This window comes from Blattabacterium cuenoti (assembly GCF_014251595.1).
GTDB lineage: Bacteria > Bacteroidota > Bacteroidia > Flavobacteriales > Blattabacteriaceae > Blattabacterium > Blattabacterium cuenoti_Q.
The window spans coordinates 169,245-185,724 of sequence record NZ_CP059192.1; the positions used below are offsets into that span (position 1 = coordinate 169,245).

Genomic DNA, 16,480 nt, shown 5'->3' on the forward strand with positions numbered 1-16,480 from the left:
ATAATGGAACAAAGATATTCTTCTTACAAAAAGATGATATCTCAATTATTCCCTTCTATTCTGAAAAATAATTATTGGGATAAGTTTCATGATGAATGTGGTATTTTTGGAGTTTATTCTCCTTATAAAATAGATACTTTATCTTTGATTCAATTTGGATTATTTGCATTGCAACATAGAGGACAAGAAGCTTGTGGTTTTTCTGTTTTACGAGATGGATTTATCATATCACATAAAAGTGAAGGACTTGTTTTAGATTTTTTTAGACAAATTTCTAATTCTGAATCTTATTATGGAAATGCTGTGATTGGACATACTCGTTATTCTACAGAAGGAGGACAAAGTAAAAAAAATATTCAACCTTTTTTTGGAAGAAATTCCTATGGAAAGAGTACTATATCTATAGTTCACAATGGAAATTTAGTCAATGCTCAAAATATTCGTCATAAATTAGAATCCCAAGGAATAAATTTTATATCCGAATATTCAGATTCCGAAGTAATTTTACGTTTGATACAAAAATATTTATCAGAATACGATAATAGTTTAGAAAAAGCAATACAAAAAACTACTATTGATATTCGGGGAGCTTATTCTGTAATTGTTCTTATGGATAATAAAATGGCTGCATTTAGAGATCCAAACGGTATACGTCCTTTATGTTATGGAATGTTGAATGAAAATACTTATATATTTAGTTCTGAAACTTGCGGAATTGATTCTGTTGGAGGATTTTACGTGAGAGATTTATTTCCAGGAGAAATTATAATTGTGGATAAAAAATCAATTCAATTTTCTCTACTTACAAAAAGAAAAAATACAAGAAAAAGAATATGTTCTTTTGAATATATTTATTTTTCTCGCCCTGATTCCTTAATTGAAAATATTAATGTTTATGACATTCGTGAAAAAAGTGGAGAAAAACTTTATGAACAACATCCAGTAAAAGCGGATGTTGTTATTGGAGTTCCAGATTCTGGAGTTCCAGCTTCTATTGGATATTCAAAAGCTTCTGGAATTCCTTTTAAACCAATTTTAGTAAAAAATAAATATATTGGAAGATCTTTCATTCTTCCACAACAAAAAATACGGGAGAAAATGGTTAACTTGAAATTAAATCCTATTTTAGATGAAATAAAAGGAAAACGGATCGTTATCATTGATGATTCCATAGTTCGTGGAACTACCAGTCGTAGATTAGTTTACATATTAAGAAAAGCAGGAGCTAAAGAAATTCATTTTCGAAGTGCTTCTCCTCCTATTATAGGTCCCTGTTATTTAGGAGTAGATACTCCAAGTAAAAAAGATCTTATATCATATAATCATATTGATAAAAAAAGTATAGCGAAAATTCTAAATGTGGATAGTTTAGAATTTTTAAGTATGGATAATTTGATAGATATACTTGGAAGTGTTCATTATTGTTTTGGTTGTTTTACCGGAAATTATCCAGTTCAAAAAAACTGATTAATATAATATATATATAATATGAAAGTGGAAAAAAAAAACATAACCATATGTAAAATTAGTAATATTTTAGAAAATACTTATAATAATAGGGTTATGAGTACGTTAGAGCATTTTTCTGGTTTTTATAAAATATATGAATATGGATATAAAGAACCAATTTTAGTATCTGGAGTTGATGGAGTAGGAACCAAATTACGTTTAGCTATAGACTGCAAAAAATACGGAGTAATTGGAGAAGATTGTTTTGCAATGTGTGTTAATGATGTTTTATGTCATGGAGCTATTCCTTTATTCTTTTTAGATTATTTAGCTTGCGGAAAACTAGATTCTACCATTGTAGAAAAAATTATACAAGGAATAGCTATCTCTTGCAAAAAAACGAATACTTGTCTAATTGGGGGAGAAACTGCAGAAATGCCAGGAATTTATAAGGAAAATGATTATGATATTGCTGGATTTTGTGTAGGTATTGTAGAAAAAAATCATCTTGTGGATGGGAAAAAATTAATTCAAGAAGGAGATATTTTGATAGGACTTCCTTCATCAGGGGTACATAGTAATGGTTTTTCTGTAATTAGAAATATTTTTTCTTCAGAAGACTTTATGAAATATTTTCAAGATAAACCATTTTATGAAACGCTTTTAATTCCAACTAAAATTTATCATTTTACGATTCATGCTTTATTAAAAGAATTTGTAATACATGGATTAGCTCATATCACTGGAGGTGGTATATCAGAGAATCTATATCGAATTCTTCCAGAAAATTTATCAGCTGTAGTTGAAAAAGAAAAAATTCCTGTTCAATCTGTTTTCAATTATATTAGAAAGAAAGGAAATTTATCAGATTACAAAATGTGGAACACTTTTAATATGGGAGTAGGAATGATTATAGTCGCATCTTTAAAAGAAAAATATTCTATTTTAAATAAACTTTTTCTTTTGGGAGAGAATCCTTTTCTTTTGGGAAAGATTGTGAAAGGAAATAAAAGAGTATTTTTGAAATAAAAATATTTCCGTGAAAAAAATAGCTATTTTAGTATCTGGAAAGGGAAGCAATATGCATCAAATTTTACAAGCAGTGAAAAGTGGCATGCTTTGTAATTCTATTGTAAGTTTAGTTATTTCTGATAGATGGTGTCAAGCAATTCAATACGCTTTGAAAGAAAATATTACAGTATTTTCTTTAATAAAAACTCATAAAAAATTTCTTTCGAAAGAAATAGATAATATACTTGTAAGATATATTCCAGACATTATAGTTCTTTCAGGATTTCTTTCTATACTTGATGCCGAATTTTGTGAGAAATGGTTTAATAAAGTTATAAATGTTCATCCATCTTTATTACCTAAGTATGGTGGAAAAGGAATGTATGGAATAAAAGTACATCAAAAAGTTATAAAAAATAAGGAAAAAATATCAGGAGCTACAGTTCATTATGTCACAAAAAACGTGGATTTAGGAGATATAATTTTAAAAAAAATATGTAAAATTGACCCAGAGGATACTCCAATATCTTTATCCCAAAAAGTTTCTATTATAGAAAAAGAAATATTAATTCAATCTATTAATAAACTCTTAACTATAAAATTATAAGAAAGGAATTAATAATCTTATCTAGATACTCAAAACAACAATTTAATTAGTAGTATGTATTATGAAAAGAGCTTTGATTAGTGTTTATGAAAAAAATGAAAAATTATTTAATTTTGTCAATTTTTTAGATCAAAAAGAATATCAAATAATTTCTACTGAAAAAACCTATCAATATTTAATTAAAAAAGGGATATCTAATATTATTGAAGTTTCGGGTTTTATCTCTTTTCCTGAAATTTTGGATGGAAGAGTTAAAACTATGCATCCTAATATATATGCAGGAATTTTAGCCGATCGTTCTGTCGATAAACATATGAAATCTGTTAATGATCATAATATTCTTCTTATAGATATTGTGTTGGTCAATTTTTATCCATTTTTTGAAAAAATGCATCAAAATAATAAGAATATAAATTCTTTAATAGAATTTGTTGATATAGGGGGTCCATCTATGCTTCGAGCTGCTGCTAAAAATTTTTCACATGTAACCGCTATCACAGATCATAATGATTATGAATTGGTTCAATATGAAATTGAACATTATGGATTTCCTTCATTAAAATTGAGAAAAAGATTAGCAGGTAAAGCATTTAATTTCACTGCAGCTTACGATTCTGCTATTTCTCAATTTCTTCTAGACGAAAAATTTCCTATGTATTTACACTCTTCTTATGAAAAAAAAATGAACCTACGTTATGGAGAAAACCCTCATCAAAAAGCCGCTTATTATGTGAATACAATTCAAAAAGGATCAATGCGAAATTTTCATCAATTACATGGAAAAAAACTATCATTTAATAATTTAAGAGACATGGATATTGCATGGAAGGTTGTTTCTCAGTTTTCTGAACCAACTTGTTGTACAGTGAAACACTCTACTCCTTGTGGAGTAGCATTAGGAAAAAATATTATTGAAGCATTTCAAAAAACTTATTATGCTGATACTATTTCCTCTTTTGGAGGAATAATGGCCATTAATGTTCCAATAACAAAAGAACTTGCAAAAGAAATTAATCACATTTTTTTAGAAGTTCTGATTTCTACGTGTTATGAAAGAGATGTTTTGAGTATTTTAAAAATCAAAAAAAATCTTAGAATTATTAGTATCAATGAACCTATTTCAGATAAACTAGAATCTATTCAAATAGATGGAGGTGTTTTGGTACAAGAATCAGATTATTTTTGTCCTTATGAAAAAAATTATAAAATAGTGACTAAAAAAGAATTTAGTGATCAAGAACTAAAATCTTTATTTTTTGCTCAAAAAGTCGTCAAGTATGTGAAATCTAATGCTATTGTTGTGGCTAAAGGGACACAAACTTTAGGGATTTCTGGAGGTCAGACTAACAGAATTTGGGCCGCTCGTCAAGCTATAGAAAGAGCTTTAGAAAAAAGTAAAAAAGGATTAGTTCTTGTTTCTGATGCTTTTTTTCCTTTTCGCGATGTTGTAGATGAAGCGGCTCGTTATGGTGGAATATGTGCGATTCTTCAACCAGGAGGATCTATACGTGATGAAGAATCTATTAAAGCTTGTAATGATCATGGAATTGCGATGGCTTTTACTGGAAAAAGATATTTCAAACATTGATAATAATGAAAATTTTAATTCTTGGAAGCGGGGGACGTGAACATGCTATAGGAAAAAAATTATTGGAAGATGATCATTCAATCCATCTTTATTTTTATCCCGGAAATGGAGGGACTAGTATCATAGGAAAAAATATTGAAAATCATCATACTGTATTAGATTTAGGTTTTTTTGCTAAAAAAAATGCAATAGATATAACTATTGTAGGGTCCGAAATTTTTTTATTAGAAGGGGTTGTCGATATTTTTCAAAATTTGGAACTTAAAATAGTTGGACCACATTATTTAGCTGCTAGACTTGAAGGAGATAGAATTTTTGCTAAATCTTTTATGAAAAAATACGGAATTCGTACTCCTAAATATAATATTTTTTATTGTTATGAAAAGGCTATGCATTTTTTGAAAAAAAATACGAATTCTGTCGCTATTAAAACTAATGGAATCGCTGCAGGAAAAGGAGTTATTTTAGCTCATAATTCATATGAATATGAAAAAGCTTTAAAAAATATGATGATAGAAAAAAAGTTTGGAAAATCTGGAGATCAGATTATTATAGAGAAATTTTTAAAAGGAAAAGAAGCGTCTATTATATCTTTTTTTAATGGAAAAAATATTATTCCTTTTTTATCGGCTAAAGATTATAAAAAAATTGGGGAAAACGAAAAAGGATTAAACACAGGAGGAATGGGATCGATTGTTCCCAATCCATATATGACAAATTCTATTTGGATAGATTTTAAAAAAAATATTTTAGAACCTACTTTAAAAGGTTTAATCATAGAAAAATTAACATTTTTTGGATTCCTTTATTTTGGATTAATGATAACGGAAGACAAAGTTTATTTATTAGAATACAACACTCGCATTGGAGATCCTGAAGCTCAGACTTTATTTCCATTAATGAAAAGCAATTTTTTGAAAATCATTCAATCTTCTTTTCAAGATAAAGAAATATATATTGATTGGAAAAAATTATGTTCTTGCTGTGTAGTTTTATCATCCAGAGGATATCCTGAAAAATATGAAAGCGGAAAAATTATATCAGGTTTAAATTCTTTAAAAGAACCTTTTTATGTTGCTGGAGCAAAAAAAAAACAAGAAAAATGGATTACATCAAGTGGACGAGTTCTTAATATAGTAGGAATAGGAAATACTCTTAAAGAAGCTAGAAAAAAAGCTTATGATCAGGTTAAAAAAATTAAATTTGAAAATTTGTATTTTAGAAAAGATATTGGTTTATAATTATATAATTAATTTTCATGGAAAAAGATTTTATACTCATATTAGATTTTGGGTCTCAATATAGTCATTTGATTGCTAGAAGAATTCGAGATTTAGGAGTATATACTTTATTATATCATTATAATGATATTTCCATATCTTATTTGATTTCAAAAAAACCTAAAGGAATAATTTTATCAGGAGGACCTTTTTCTGTTTATAAAAAGAATTCTCCATTAATATCCAAAGATATTTTTCATATAAATATTCCTATATTTGGAGTTTGTTATGGAATGCAACTTATTTCTTTTCTTTTCGGTGGAGAAATAAAAAAGTCCAAATATAAGGAATACGGAAAATCTTACTTAATTATAGATCATCCTAACAACAGTTTATTTAATGGAATTCCGAATAAATCTATTGTTTGGATGAGTCATTTTGATGAAGTCAAAAATGTTCCAAAAGAATTTGAAATCATTGGACATACATCATCTTGTCATATCGCGGCTTTTAGTCATACCAATAAAAATATTTATGCAGTTCAATTTCATCCAGAAGTTAAAAATACAGAATATGGAATCTCTATGTTAAAAAATTTTGTCTTTCACATTTGCAAATGCGATTCGAATTGGAAATTAAATAATTTTGTGCAAAAAAAGATAAATGATATTAAAAAACGTGTGAATAAAAAAAAAGTTGTATTAGGTTTTTCTGGAGGGGTAGATTCTTTTGTGACTGCTTATATTATTCATAAAGCTATTGGTGATTCTTTATATTGTATTTTTGTAGACACAGGATTATTACTAAAAAACGAAAAAGAGAAAGTCTCTTTTTTATGTAAAAAAATGCATTTCAACATAAAAATAATAGATGCTAAAAATCGTTTTTTGTCTAAACTTGTTGGGATTGTAGATCCTGAAATGAAAAGAAAAGTCATAGGGGAAGAATTTATATATGTATTTCAAGAAGAATCTAAAAAAATTAAAAATGTTGAATTCTTAGCACAAGGTACCATTTATTCAGATGTTATTGAGTCTTCTGTTTTTTCAAAAAATTTAATAAATAGTTCTATAAAATCTCATCATAATGTAGGAGGACTTCCGAAATCATTAATGAAATTAAAACTTATTGAACCATTAAAAGAATTATTTAAAGATGAAGTTAGAAAAATAGGAGAAAAATTAGGACTTCCAAAAGAAATTTTATATCGTCATCCATTTCCTGGACCTGGGTTAAGTATTCGTATAATTGGAGAAATTAATGAAAAAAAAATTTTCCTTTTGAAAGAAGCAGAAGACATTCTATTGCAAGAACTAAAAAAACACAATATTTATAAATGTGTCAATCAAGCTTTTATAATTTTGTTACCAGTAAGATCTGTGGGAATCAAAGGGGATAAACGAACATATGAGTATGCAGCCATATTACGTGTAATAAACACTGAAGATTTTATGACAGCAACCTTTTCACATTTATCTTACGATTTTTTAGAAAAAGTTTCAATCCGAATTACTAATGAAGTTGATGGAATTAATCGAATTGCATATGATATCACTTCTAAACCCCCATCTACTATTGAATGGGAATGATTTTTTTTATCATCAATGATTTTTTTCTATCATCATAGAAATTAAATTATATATATTATTTTTTAATTTTGTTCTAGGAGAAATTAGATCAATAAATCCATGGTCCATTAAAAATTCTGCAGTTTGAAATCCTTCTGGAAGATCTTTTCCTATTATTTCTTTAATAACTCTGGGTCCCGCAAACCCAATAAGAGCTCCTGGTTCAGCTATATTTACGTCTCCAAGTAAAGAATAAGAAGCCGTCACTCCTCCCGTAGTTGGATCAGTTAAAACAGATATATAAGGAACTTTAGCGTCACGTAATTGTGTTAGTCTAGCTATAGTTTTAGCCATTTGCATTAATGAAAAAGAGGATTCCATTATTCTCGCCCCTCCAGATTTAGAAATTAATATATATGGATATTTTTTATCAATACAATATTTGATGGCTCTAGATATTTTTTCTCCAACTACGGAACCCATAGATCCTCCTATAAATGAAAAATCCATACAAGATATTACAACATTTATAGTTTTTATTTTTCCCACTCCTGTTCTAATAGCATCATATAAATTTGTTTTTTTTCGTGCTTCTTGAATCCTATCTGTGTATTTTTTATAATCTTCCCATTTTATGGGATCTTTACTTTTCATTTTTACATTCATTTCCAAAAATTCACCATGATCAAAAAGAATTTCAAAATATTCTTTACTGTGAATTCTTACGTGATATCCATCTTCTGGACTAACATAAGCATTTTTTTTTAATTCTTCCGTATCTATAATTTTTCCGCTAGGTGTTCTGTACCAAATACCTTTTGGTAAATCTTTTCTTTCATCTATAGATGTTAATATGTTCTTTTTTTTTCTTAAAAACCAAGCCATGGTTGTTTTTATAAAGTATTAATATTATTCATGAATTCAAAATATTTTTTTAAAATAATTTTAAAAGATTTTTCTCCTTCTCTTAACCACACTCTAGGATCATAATATTTTTTATTAGGAATATATTTTCCTTTTGGATTTCCTATTTGTTTTTTTAAATATTCTTTATTTTCATTCATATAATTACGAACCCCACAAGTGAAAGCATATTGTAAATCAGTATCCACATTCATTTTCACAACTCCATAACTAATGGCTTTTTGTATTTCATTTTCAGTAGATCCGGATCCTCCATGAAATACTAAAGAAACTGGTTTAGGGTTATTGGTATGAAATTTATTTTGTATATATTCTTGTGTATTTTTTAAAATTTCAGGACGAAGCATTACATTTCCAGGTCTATAAACTCCATGCACGTTTCCAAAAGAAGCTGCTATGATAAAACGATCACTAATTTTTATTAATTTATCATATGCATAAGCTACTTCTTCTGGCTGAGTATAAAGTTTATTATTTTCGACGTTAGAATTGTCAATTCCATCCTCCTCTCCTCCTGTTACCCCAAGTTCAATTTCCAGAGTTATTTCGCTTTTACTCATTCTATCAAAATATTGTTCACAAATGTGAATATTTTCTTTTAAAGGTTCCTGAGAAAGATCTAACATATGTGAGCTAAATAGCGTTTTTCCAAAACGTTTATAATGCTTTTCATTAGCTTCTATCAATCCATCTATCCAAGGAAGATAGGGTTTAGAACAATGATCTGTATGAAGAATCACCGTTATTTGATAGTATGAAGCTAATTCATGAATATGCATAGCACAAGCTATAGAACCTTGAATGGCTGCTTTTTGTTTGTCATTCTTCATTCCTTTTCCTGCATTAAAAAGAGCCCCTCCATTAGATAATTGAATGATAACAGGAGAATTTACTTCTGCAGCGGTTTCCATAACTGCATTGATGGTATTAGATCCAATTACATTCACTGCAGGTATGGAAAATACATTTTCTTTAGCGTATTCGAATATTTCTTTCACAAGATTACCAGTAGCGACTCCAAAAGGAAATTTTTTAGACATGTGTTTAAAATTTGTTTAATTAAAAGATAAACAAATGTAAAAAAAAGTATTTTTTATCTTAGACTTAATTAAATTAAAAAAATTTAATACGTTATGTTAGTTGTTCCGTCTACATTAAAAATATATAATGCTTCAGCTGGTTCAGGAAAAACTACTTTTTTAGTCATCAATTATCTTTATGTTTTATTAAAAAGTCCTTATCCTGATGAATTTAGAAAAGTTTTAGCTTTAACTTTTACTAAAAAAGCTTCTGAGGAAATGAAAAACCGCATTTTACAATGCATCAAAGAATTTTCAAAAAAAAAAGTAAAAAAAGAATATCGTTTTTTATTTGATTATATCATAAAAAATTTCAATCTAACAAAAGATCAATTATATCAACGTTCTGAAAAAATATTATTTTTCATATTACACGATTTTTATTCTTTTTCTAGAAATATAAGTACAATAGATAAATTTACTTATAATGTTATAAAATCTTTTTTATCAGAAAAAAATATTCATTTAGAATTAGAAATGGATACAAACCAATTTTTATTACAAATTGTAGAAAATATATTATACAGATTAAATCGTTCTGAAAAGTGGTCAAATATTTTGATTCAATCTTCTTTAGAAAAACTTAGAGAAGGAAAAAATTGGGATTTAAAAAAAGAGTTATTGAAAATAGCTCATATCATGGTTGATGAAAATAATTTTTTTTCCATAAAAAAAATTAAAAATTATTCTTTGGAAGATTTCCTACAATTAAAAAATATTTTAATTCGAAGAACTAAAATATTTGAAAAAAAATGTAAAAAAAAAGGAGAAAATTTTTTTAAAATTCTAGAGAAAACTTCTATTCAAAAACATTCATTTATTCATTTAGATATACCCAGGTTTTTCAATAAGTTTAAAAATGGAAATATATTTTTTAATCCTTTTAATAAACGTCTTGAAAAATATCTTCAGAAAGGAACATTTTATTCTAAATTTTTATCTGATAAAAATCAAAAAATACTAATCGATAATAATCGAAATAAAATACTTTTTTTATATGAGAAAACAAAATTTTTATATAAAAAAAATATATCCAATTATATTTTGGATAAACTGATTTTAAAAAACATAAATATACTATCAATCATACATGAAATTGAAAAAGAGTTACATCATATAAAAAATGAAAAAAAAATTATTTTAAACGCAGAGCTAAATAAAATTCTTTATGAAAAAATTGTTCAAGGAATATTCCCAAAAATGTATGAAAAAATAGGAATGCAATATAAACATTATTTCATAGATGAATTTCAAGATATTTCATTTTTACAATGGAAAAATATTCAAATTTTGGTTGAAAACGCATTATCTGAAAACGGATCAGCTATGATAGTAGGAGATCCTAAACAATCTATATATAGATGGAGAGGGGGTGATGCAAAACAATTTATAAACTTAATTTATCTTAAATCAAACAATTATAAAAAAAAAGTAAAAACTATAGAAAAAAATTTTCGTAGTCATGAAGAAATTGTGAAATTCAATAATTTACTTTATCAATCTATATCTAAAATATTTCATGATACTATTTATCAAGATATATATAAAAATTACAAACAAAAAATATATAAAAAATATGGTGGATATGTAGAAATAAATTTTATTCATGACTCTAATAAAAATTACAAAGAACATATTTATTTAAAAATAAAAAAGAAAATAGAAAGATTATTAAAACAAAAATATACATTATCAGATATAGCTATTTTAGTCAGAAATAATGAAGAAGGTTATTTTTTATCTGAAAAATTAATGGAAGATGGGGTTCTTGTAAATACTTCTGCTTCTTTACTTATAAAAAATCATTTTGAAATACAAATCATCATAAATTTTTTTTACATTATTGCTTATCCTTATCGTTATCAAAAAAGAGTTATTTTAATTTTTTTATTATTAAAAAATAAATTTATTCGTATTAAAAAAAATCATCATGATTTCATTACAAAAACACTTTTTTTACCTTTCAATTTATTTTTAAAAAAAATTTTTTCTAAAAATTTATTAACATTAAATAAATTATATAATAAATCTATATATCAGATATCAGAAGACATCATTGAAGCTTTTGGATTATTCAATAGAAAAAACTCTACATATATTTATTCTTTTTTAGATTTTGTTTATAGATCTATGAAAAAAGTAGGAAATTCTATTATAAATTTTTTAGATTATTGGGAATTAAAAAAAGAAAAAGAAAGTATTGTCATTTCTGATCATATTAATGCTGTTCGTATTATGACTATTCATAAATCTAAAGGATTACAATTTCCTGTAGTACTCATTCCTTTCACAGATTGGAATATTTTTTCTAAAAATAAAGAAAAAGTGTGGATAAATGTAAATCCTAGTTTATATAATGGTTTGAATCCTATTTATTTAGAAATAGAACCTTATTTTAAACATATAAAACATGATAACGATATCCGTGATTTTTATGATTATTATCTATCAAATATTAAATTTGATAACATCAATTTGTTATATGTAGCCACTACCCGTTCTATTGAACAACTCATTTTATTTTCCAAACTTGGAAATGATAAATCTATATCATTTTACATTAAAAATTTTCTATGTGAAAAAAAAATGTGGAATGAAAATAAATGTAAGTATATCTTCGGAAAAGATAAAAAAGGTTATTAATTTATTTTACATGTTTTTCTGCATGATAAGAGGATCTAACCAATGGACCACTTTCTACATATTTAAATCCCATTTTTAATCCAATATTTTTCAATTCTTTAAATTGATCTGGAGAAACGAAAAAATAAACAGGATAATGTTTGATAGAAGGTTGCAAATATTGCCCCATGGTTAAAATATCTACTTTAGACTCTTTGATATCTTTCATTGTTTCTATTATTTCTTCTTTGGTTTCTCCTAATCCTAACATGATCCCTGTTTTTGTACGTATATTCTGATTTTTTTCTTTTATATATTTTAAAACTTCAAGACTACGATGATATTTAGCTTGAACACGAACTTTTTTTGTTAATCTAGCGACTGTTTCCACATTATGAGAAATCACTTCTGGTTTTATATCAATAATTTTATCTATTATTTTTTTTTCTCCTTTAAAATCAGGAATTAAAGTTTCTATTGTAATATTGGGATTCAAATATCGTATTTTTTGTATGGTTTGAATCCATATAGAAGAACCCATATCTTGTAAATCATCTCGATTGACAGAGGTTAATACAACATGTTTTATTTTTAATATTTTGATAGATTTTGCTACTTTATCCGGTTCTTTCCAATCTATTTGATCAGGTCGTCCAGTTTTCACTCCACAAAATCTACAAGATCTTGTACATATATTTCCTAATATCATAAAAGTAGCCACCCTTTTATCCCAGCATTCTCCTATATTGGGACAATTACCACTTTGACAAATTGTATTTAATTTATGCAAAGAAACTAATTTTTGTAGTTCATGATAATTTTTGCTCATTGGTAATTTAACTTTAATCCACTTTGGTTTTTTTTGAATGACATTCATATTTTTTAATTTTTATTATAGTATAATAATAGTATAAAAATATAAAATCAATTTTTTTTAATAACTTTGTCAAGTATTTTATTTATTATGGAAGTGTTTGTTAGAGACATAGCTGATATGTTAGAAAATCTAGCTCCCCTAGAATATGCCGATTATTATGATAACGTAGGATTAATAATTGGGTCATTTAAAAAAAAAGTAAAAAATATATTGATTACTTTGGATCTCACTGAAGATGTTTTTTATGAATCTATCAAAAAAAAATGCGATTTAATAATTTCTTTTCATCCTGTTATTTTTAAATCCATTAAAAATATTACTGGAAAAACATTTTCCGAAAGAGTCATAATTCATGCATTAAAAAATGACATATCTATTTATGTGATTCATACAAATTTAGATGTAATATGGGAAGGAACTTCTTCTTATGTATCAAAATTATTAAGAATCAATAGAGAAAAAGTTCTTTTTCCAAAAAAAGAAACTATAAAAAAATTAATTACTTATGTTCCAGTTGATTATGCAGAAAAAGTTAGAAACAGTTTATTTGAAGCAGGAGCTGGAAACATTTCTAATTATAGTCATTGTAGTTATAATTTTGATGGATTGGGAAGTTATATGGGAAATCAGAAAACTAAACCTTTTCTTGGGAAGAAAAAAATTTTTCATATAGAAAAAGAAACTTGTATTAGTGTTCTTTTTCCTGATTATAAATTAAATATAATCAAAAATGCATTATTCAAAAATCATCCTTATGAAGAAATTGCTTACGAAATTTATAATATAGAAAACGTAAATCCTTATGTAGGGATAGGTTTTATAGGAAGTATACCCGAAAAAATAAACGAATACGATTTTCTTCTTTTTATAAAAGAAAAAATGAATATTCCTTGTATTCGACATTCATATTTCATAGAAAAAAAAGTTCAGAAAGTAGCTATGATCACAGGATCAGGTCGTTTTGGTATTGAATCTGCTATAGAAGAAGGAGCTGATGTTTTTATATCTTCTGATTTAAAATATCATGATTTTTTTAAACATGAAAAAAAAATATTAATTGTGGATATAGGACATTACGAATCGGAAAAGTTTACTAAAAGTTTAGTAAAATCTTTTTTAGATAAAAATTTTACTTCAATTTCTGTTTTTGAATCAGAAGTTTATACCAATCCAGTTAAATATTTTTATTAATTATGGTCCATAAAATACAAGAAACAATCTCTGTAGTAGAAAAATTACGAATTTTATACAATCTTCAATTAATAGATTCTCGTGTAGATGAAATACGAAAATTTCGTAAAAATATTCCTACGGAAATCAAAAATCTAGAAGAAGAACTAGATCAAATGAAAAAAAAATTAGAAAACCTTCATGAAGATATTCTTTCTATAAAAGAAAGTATAAATAAACAAAATAAAGATATTAAATATTCAGATATTTTGATTCAAAAATATGAAAAACAAAAAAATCATATTAAAAATCATAAAGAATTATATTCTTTAGATAAAGAAATTGATTATCAAAAATTAGAAATACAATTAGCTAAAAAAAAAATTAAGGAATTAAATATTCAAATTAATAAGAAAGAAGAAATTCTAAAAAAAAAAGAAGATTTATTAAAAAATAAAGAAGAACACCTGTTTCATAAAAAAAAAGAATTGAATAATATTCTTTTAGAAAACGATAAAGAAGAAAAAATTTTACTGGAACAATCTTTATCTTTTTCTAAAAAAATAGATAATGGTTTATTAAAAACTTATCTAAGAATTAGAAATGGAGTTAAAAATGGAATAGCTGTTGCTCCAGTAGAAAGAGGAGCTCCATTGGGTTCTTATTTAGCCATTACTCCTCAAAAATATTCTGAACTGATACAACGTAATAAACTTTTAATAGATGAACATAGTGGAAGAATATTAATAGACGCAGAGTTAGCTGAGGAGGAAAAGAAAAAATTTTTCATTTTTTGTTCTAAAAAAAAATTGTAGATTATGGTACCAACTTATTCTTCTGATGAAAAGAAAATTAAAATTAAAGATTTTGAATTATTAGAAGTTTCTTCAGGAAAAAAGAAATTTTTAAGACATTATTTTTCAAATAAAGCAACTGTAATAATGTTTATTTGTAATCATTGTCCATATGTTAAACATATCAATACAGCATTGATTCGTTTAGTTAAAGATTTTTTACCCAAAAAGATTTCATTTTTAGCAATCAATTCTAATGATTCCGAAAAATATCCAGAGGATTCTCCAGAAAATATGAAAAAAGTATATCATCAATTAGGATATCCTTTCCCTTATTTTTTTGATGAAAATCAAGAAGTTGCTAAATATTATCGCGCAAAATGTACTCCTGAATTTTTTATTTTTTCAGGGAAGGGAAATTTATATTATCATGGTCAATTAGATGATTCTAGACCTAACAATGACATTCCTGTTACAGGTTATGATGTGAGAAATGTTTTACAAGATATTTTAAAAGGAAAAAAAATATACCCCACAGTAAAATTAAGTTACGGATGTAATATCAAATGGAAAACATAAGTTTTTATAATAATTAGGAATAATTCTCAAAAAATATTCTATAGATTCAGACAAACTTTTTTCGGACGTTCCTCCCGATGCATTTTTATGTCCTCCACCCCTAAAATGTTTTCTAGCAAAAATGTTTACATCAAAGTTACCTTTTGAACGAAAGGATATTTTAATAGGATTTTTTTCTTTTTCTTCAAAAAAGAAAACGGAAAAAACAATATTTTTAATACCTAATCCATAAGTAATAATACCTTCTGTATCTCCTTGTTTATATGAATAAAAACTAATATCCGAAGCTCGAATGCTCGTATAAGCTGTACGATATTTTTTAATTACTTTTAATTTTTTTAAGGCTTTAGATAATAATTTTAATCGATTTTCATTGTATTTATTTTGTAAATGATCATAAATATAATTTAAATCAATTCCTTTTTCTATTAATTTTCCGGCAATAAAATGAGTTTCTGAAGTCATAGAAGGAAAACGAAAAAAACCTGTATCTGTCATTAATCCTACATATAAACATGTAGCTATTTTTTTGTCTATTTTACTTAAGTTATTCATATCAGATATAAATCGAAAAACTAAAATACTAGTAGCTGATGCTGTAGGATCTGAAAACATAAAATCAAAACAAGATGGAAAAGGATGATGATCAATTAATATTTTTTTTGCTTTTGAATACAAAAATAAATCTCTTATATTATTGATTCTTGACAAATTATTAAAATCTATAAAAAAAATATAGTCAGAATTTATAATTTTTTTTTTTATTATAGATTGTGTGTATTTAGAAAATACAATAATATTATCGGTTCCAGGTAACCATCTAAAAAATTCTGAATATTCTGTCGGAGATATTAAATCTACATCATGTTTTAATTTTCTGAAATAAAATAAAAGAGCTAAAGAAGATCCTAATGCATCTCCATCTGGATTATTATGAGTGAATAATACAATTTTTTTCTTATGTATTCCATTTATGTTAGAAAACAACATAT

At 25.7% G+C, this 16,480-nt stretch carries 14 protein-coding genes; 10 read left to right on the forward strand and 4 right to left on the reverse strand.

Annotation, left to right across the window (positions count from 1 at the left end; genetic code table 11):
* Positions 1-33: 33 nt before the first annotated feature.
* From purF to guaA, 6 genes are all read left to right on the forward strand, one after another.
* Positions 34-1,467, forward strand: coding sequence for an amidophosphoribosyltransferase (gene purF / locus H0H66_RS00780; protein WP_185858230.1), 1,434 nt, complete (start codon positions 34-36; stop codon positions 1,465-1,467).
* A gap of 21 nt (positions 1,468-1,488) precedes the next feature.
* On the forward strand, positions 1,489-2,478 hold the full coding sequence (gene purM, locus H0H66_RS00785) for a phosphoribosylformylglycinamidine cyclo-ligase (RefSeq protein ID WP_185858090.1): 990 nt from the start codon (positions 1,489-1,491) through the stop codon (positions 2,476-2,478).
* 10 nt (positions 2,479-2,488) lie between these two features.
* On the forward strand, positions 2,489-3,067 hold the full coding sequence (locus tag H0H66_RS00790) for a formyltransferase family protein (RefSeq protein WP_185858091.1): 579 nt from the start codon (positions 2,489-2,491) through the stop codon (positions 3,065-3,067).
* Positions 3,068-3,128: 61 nt separating this feature from the next.
* Positions 3,129-4,655 (forward strand): bifunctional phosphoribosylaminoimidazolecarboxamide formyltransferase/IMP cyclohydrolase, encoded by a 1,527-nt coding sequence (gene purH, locus H0H66_RS00795; protein WP_185858092.1) that lies wholly within the window; start codon positions 3,129-3,131, stop codon positions 4,653-4,655.
* Positions 4,656-4,660: 5 nt separating this feature from the next.
* Positions 4,661-5,896: a phosphoribosylamine--glycine ligase gene (gene purD / locus H0H66_RS00800; protein WP_185858093.1), complete on the forward strand. Its 1,236-nt coding sequence runs from the start codon at positions 4,661-4,663 to the stop codon at positions 5,894-5,896.
* A 17-nt stretch (positions 5,897-5,913) separates the two neighbouring features.
* On the forward strand, positions 5,914-7,464 hold the full coding sequence (gene guaA / locus H0H66_RS00805) for a glutamine-hydrolyzing GMP synthase (protein ID WP_185858094.1): 1,551 nt from the start codon (positions 5,914-5,916) through the stop codon (positions 7,462-7,464).
* 12 nt (positions 7,465-7,476) lie between these two features.
* On the opposite strand, the gene accD is transcribed toward guaA, so the two are convergent.
* The gene (accD, locus tag H0H66_RS00810) at positions 7,477-8,328 is read right to left on the reverse strand and encodes an acetyl-CoA carboxylase, carboxyltransferase subunit beta (protein WP_185858095.1); all 852 of its coding nucleotides are present in this window, start codon (positions 8,326-8,328) and stop codon (positions 7,477-7,479) included.
* Between the two features lie 8 nt (positions 8,329-8,336).
* Entirely contained in the window at positions 8,337-9,407 is a 1,071-nt protein-coding gene (gene fbaA, locus H0H66_RS00815) for a class II fructose-bisphosphate aldolase (RefSeq protein ID WP_185858096.1), read from the reverse strand.
* A 93-nt stretch (positions 9,408-9,500) separates the two neighbouring features.
* Between fbaA and H0H66_RS00820 the strand changes: the two genes are divergently transcribed.
* Positions 9,501-12,089: a UvrD-helicase domain-containing protein gene (locus tag H0H66_RS00820; protein WP_185858097.1), complete on the forward strand. Its 2,589-nt coding sequence runs from the start codon at positions 9,501-9,503 to the stop codon at positions 12,087-12,089.
* A 1-nt stretch (position 12,090) separates the two neighbouring features.
* On the opposite strand, the gene lipA is transcribed toward H0H66_RS00820, so the two are convergent.
* Positions 12,091-12,945 (reverse strand): lipoyl synthase, encoded by an 855-nt coding sequence (gene lipA / locus H0H66_RS00825; RefSeq protein WP_185858098.1) that lies wholly within the window; start codon positions 12,943-12,945, stop codon positions 12,091-12,093.
* Positions 12,946-13,032: 87 nt separating this feature from the next.
* On the opposite strand from lipA, the gene H0H66_RS00830 reads away from it, so the two are divergent.
* Genes H0H66_RS00830 through H0H66_RS00840 form a run of 3 tightly spaced genes read left to right on the forward strand, consistent with a single transcriptional unit; the run spans position 13,033 to position 15,488 of the window.
* Positions 13,033-14,136, forward strand: coding sequence for a Nif3-like dinuclear metal center hexameric protein (locus tag H0H66_RS00830; RefSeq protein WP_185858099.1), 1,104 nt, complete (start codon positions 13,033-13,035; stop codon positions 14,134-14,136).
* A gap of 2 nt (positions 14,137-14,138) precedes the next feature.
* Entirely contained in the window at positions 14,139-14,930 is a 792-nt protein-coding gene (locus H0H66_RS00835; RefSeq protein WP_185858100.1) for a zinc ribbon domain-containing protein, read from the forward strand.
* Positions 14,931-14,933: 3 nt separating this feature from the next.
* Positions 14,934-15,488 carry a thioredoxin family protein gene (locus H0H66_RS00840; protein ID WP_185858101.1) on the forward strand — a complete coding sequence of 185 codons (555 nt, stop codon included), beginning with the start codon at positions 14,934-14,936 and terminating at the stop codon, positions 15,486-15,488.
* On the opposite strand, the gene H0H66_RS00845 is transcribed toward H0H66_RS00840, so the two are convergent.
* Positions 15,453-16,478, reverse strand: a complete 1,026-nt coding sequence (locus tag H0H66_RS00845) for a DHH family phosphoesterase (RefSeq protein ID WP_185858102.1) — start codon at positions 16,476-16,478, stop codon at positions 15,453-15,455. The two genes, H0H66_RS00840 and H0H66_RS00845, sit on opposite strands and share 36 nt — an antisense overlap.
* Positions 16,479-16,480 lie beyond the last annotated feature (2 nt).

What these genes read in the sequence shown, in the direction of transcription:
- H0H66_RS00840 (WP_185858101.1), top strand. Translation starts at nt 14,934, where the DNA reads ATGGTACCAACTTATTCTTCTGATGAAAAGAAAATTAAAATTAAAGAT.
- guaA (WP_185858094.1), top strand. Translation starts at nt 5,914, where the DNA reads ATGGAAAAAGATTTTATACTCATATTAGATTTTGGGTCTCAATATAGT.
- purF (WP_185858230.1), top strand. Translation starts at nt 34, where the DNA reads ATGATATCTCAATTATTCCCTTCTATTCTGAAAAATAATTATTGGGAT.
- lipA (WP_185858098.1), bottom strand. Translation starts at nt 12,945, where the DNA reads ATGAATGTCATTCAAAAAAAACCAAAGTGGATTAAAGTTAAATTACCA.
- purH (WP_185858092.1), top strand. Translation starts at nt 3,129, where the DNA reads ATGAAAAGAGCTTTGATTAGTGTTTATGAAAAAAATGAAAAATTATTT.
- H0H66_RS00820 (WP_185858097.1), top strand. Translation starts at nt 9,501, where the DNA reads ATGTTAGTTGTTCCGTCTACATTAAAAATATATAATGCTTCAGCTGGT.
- accD (WP_185858095.1), bottom strand. Translation starts at nt 8,328, where the DNA reads ATGGCTTGGTTTTTAAGAAAAAAAAAGAACATATTAACATCTATAGAT.
- H0H66_RS00835 (WP_185858100.1), top strand. Translation starts at nt 14,139, where the DNA reads ATGGTCCATAAAATACAAGAAACAATCTCTGTAGTAGAAAAATTACGA.
- purM (WP_185858090.1), top strand. Translation starts at nt 1,489, where the DNA reads ATGAAAGTGGAAAAAAAAAACATAACCATATGTAAAATTAGTAATATT.
- H0H66_RS00830 (WP_185858099.1), top strand. Translation starts at nt 13,033, where the DNA reads ATGGAAGTGTTTGTTAGAGACATAGCTGATATGTTAGAAAATCTAGCT.
- H0H66_RS00845 (WP_185858102.1), bottom strand. Translation starts at nt 16,478, where the DNA reads ATGTTGTTTTCTAACATAAATGGAATACATAAGAAAAAAATTGTATTA.
- fbaA (WP_185858096.1), bottom strand. Translation starts at nt 9,407, where the DNA reads ATGTCTAAAAAATTTCCTTTTGGAGTCGCTACTGGTAATCTTGTGAAA.
- purD (WP_185858093.1), top strand. Translation starts at nt 4,661, where the DNA reads ATGAAAATTTTAATTCTTGGAAGCGGGGGACGTGAACATGCTATAGGA.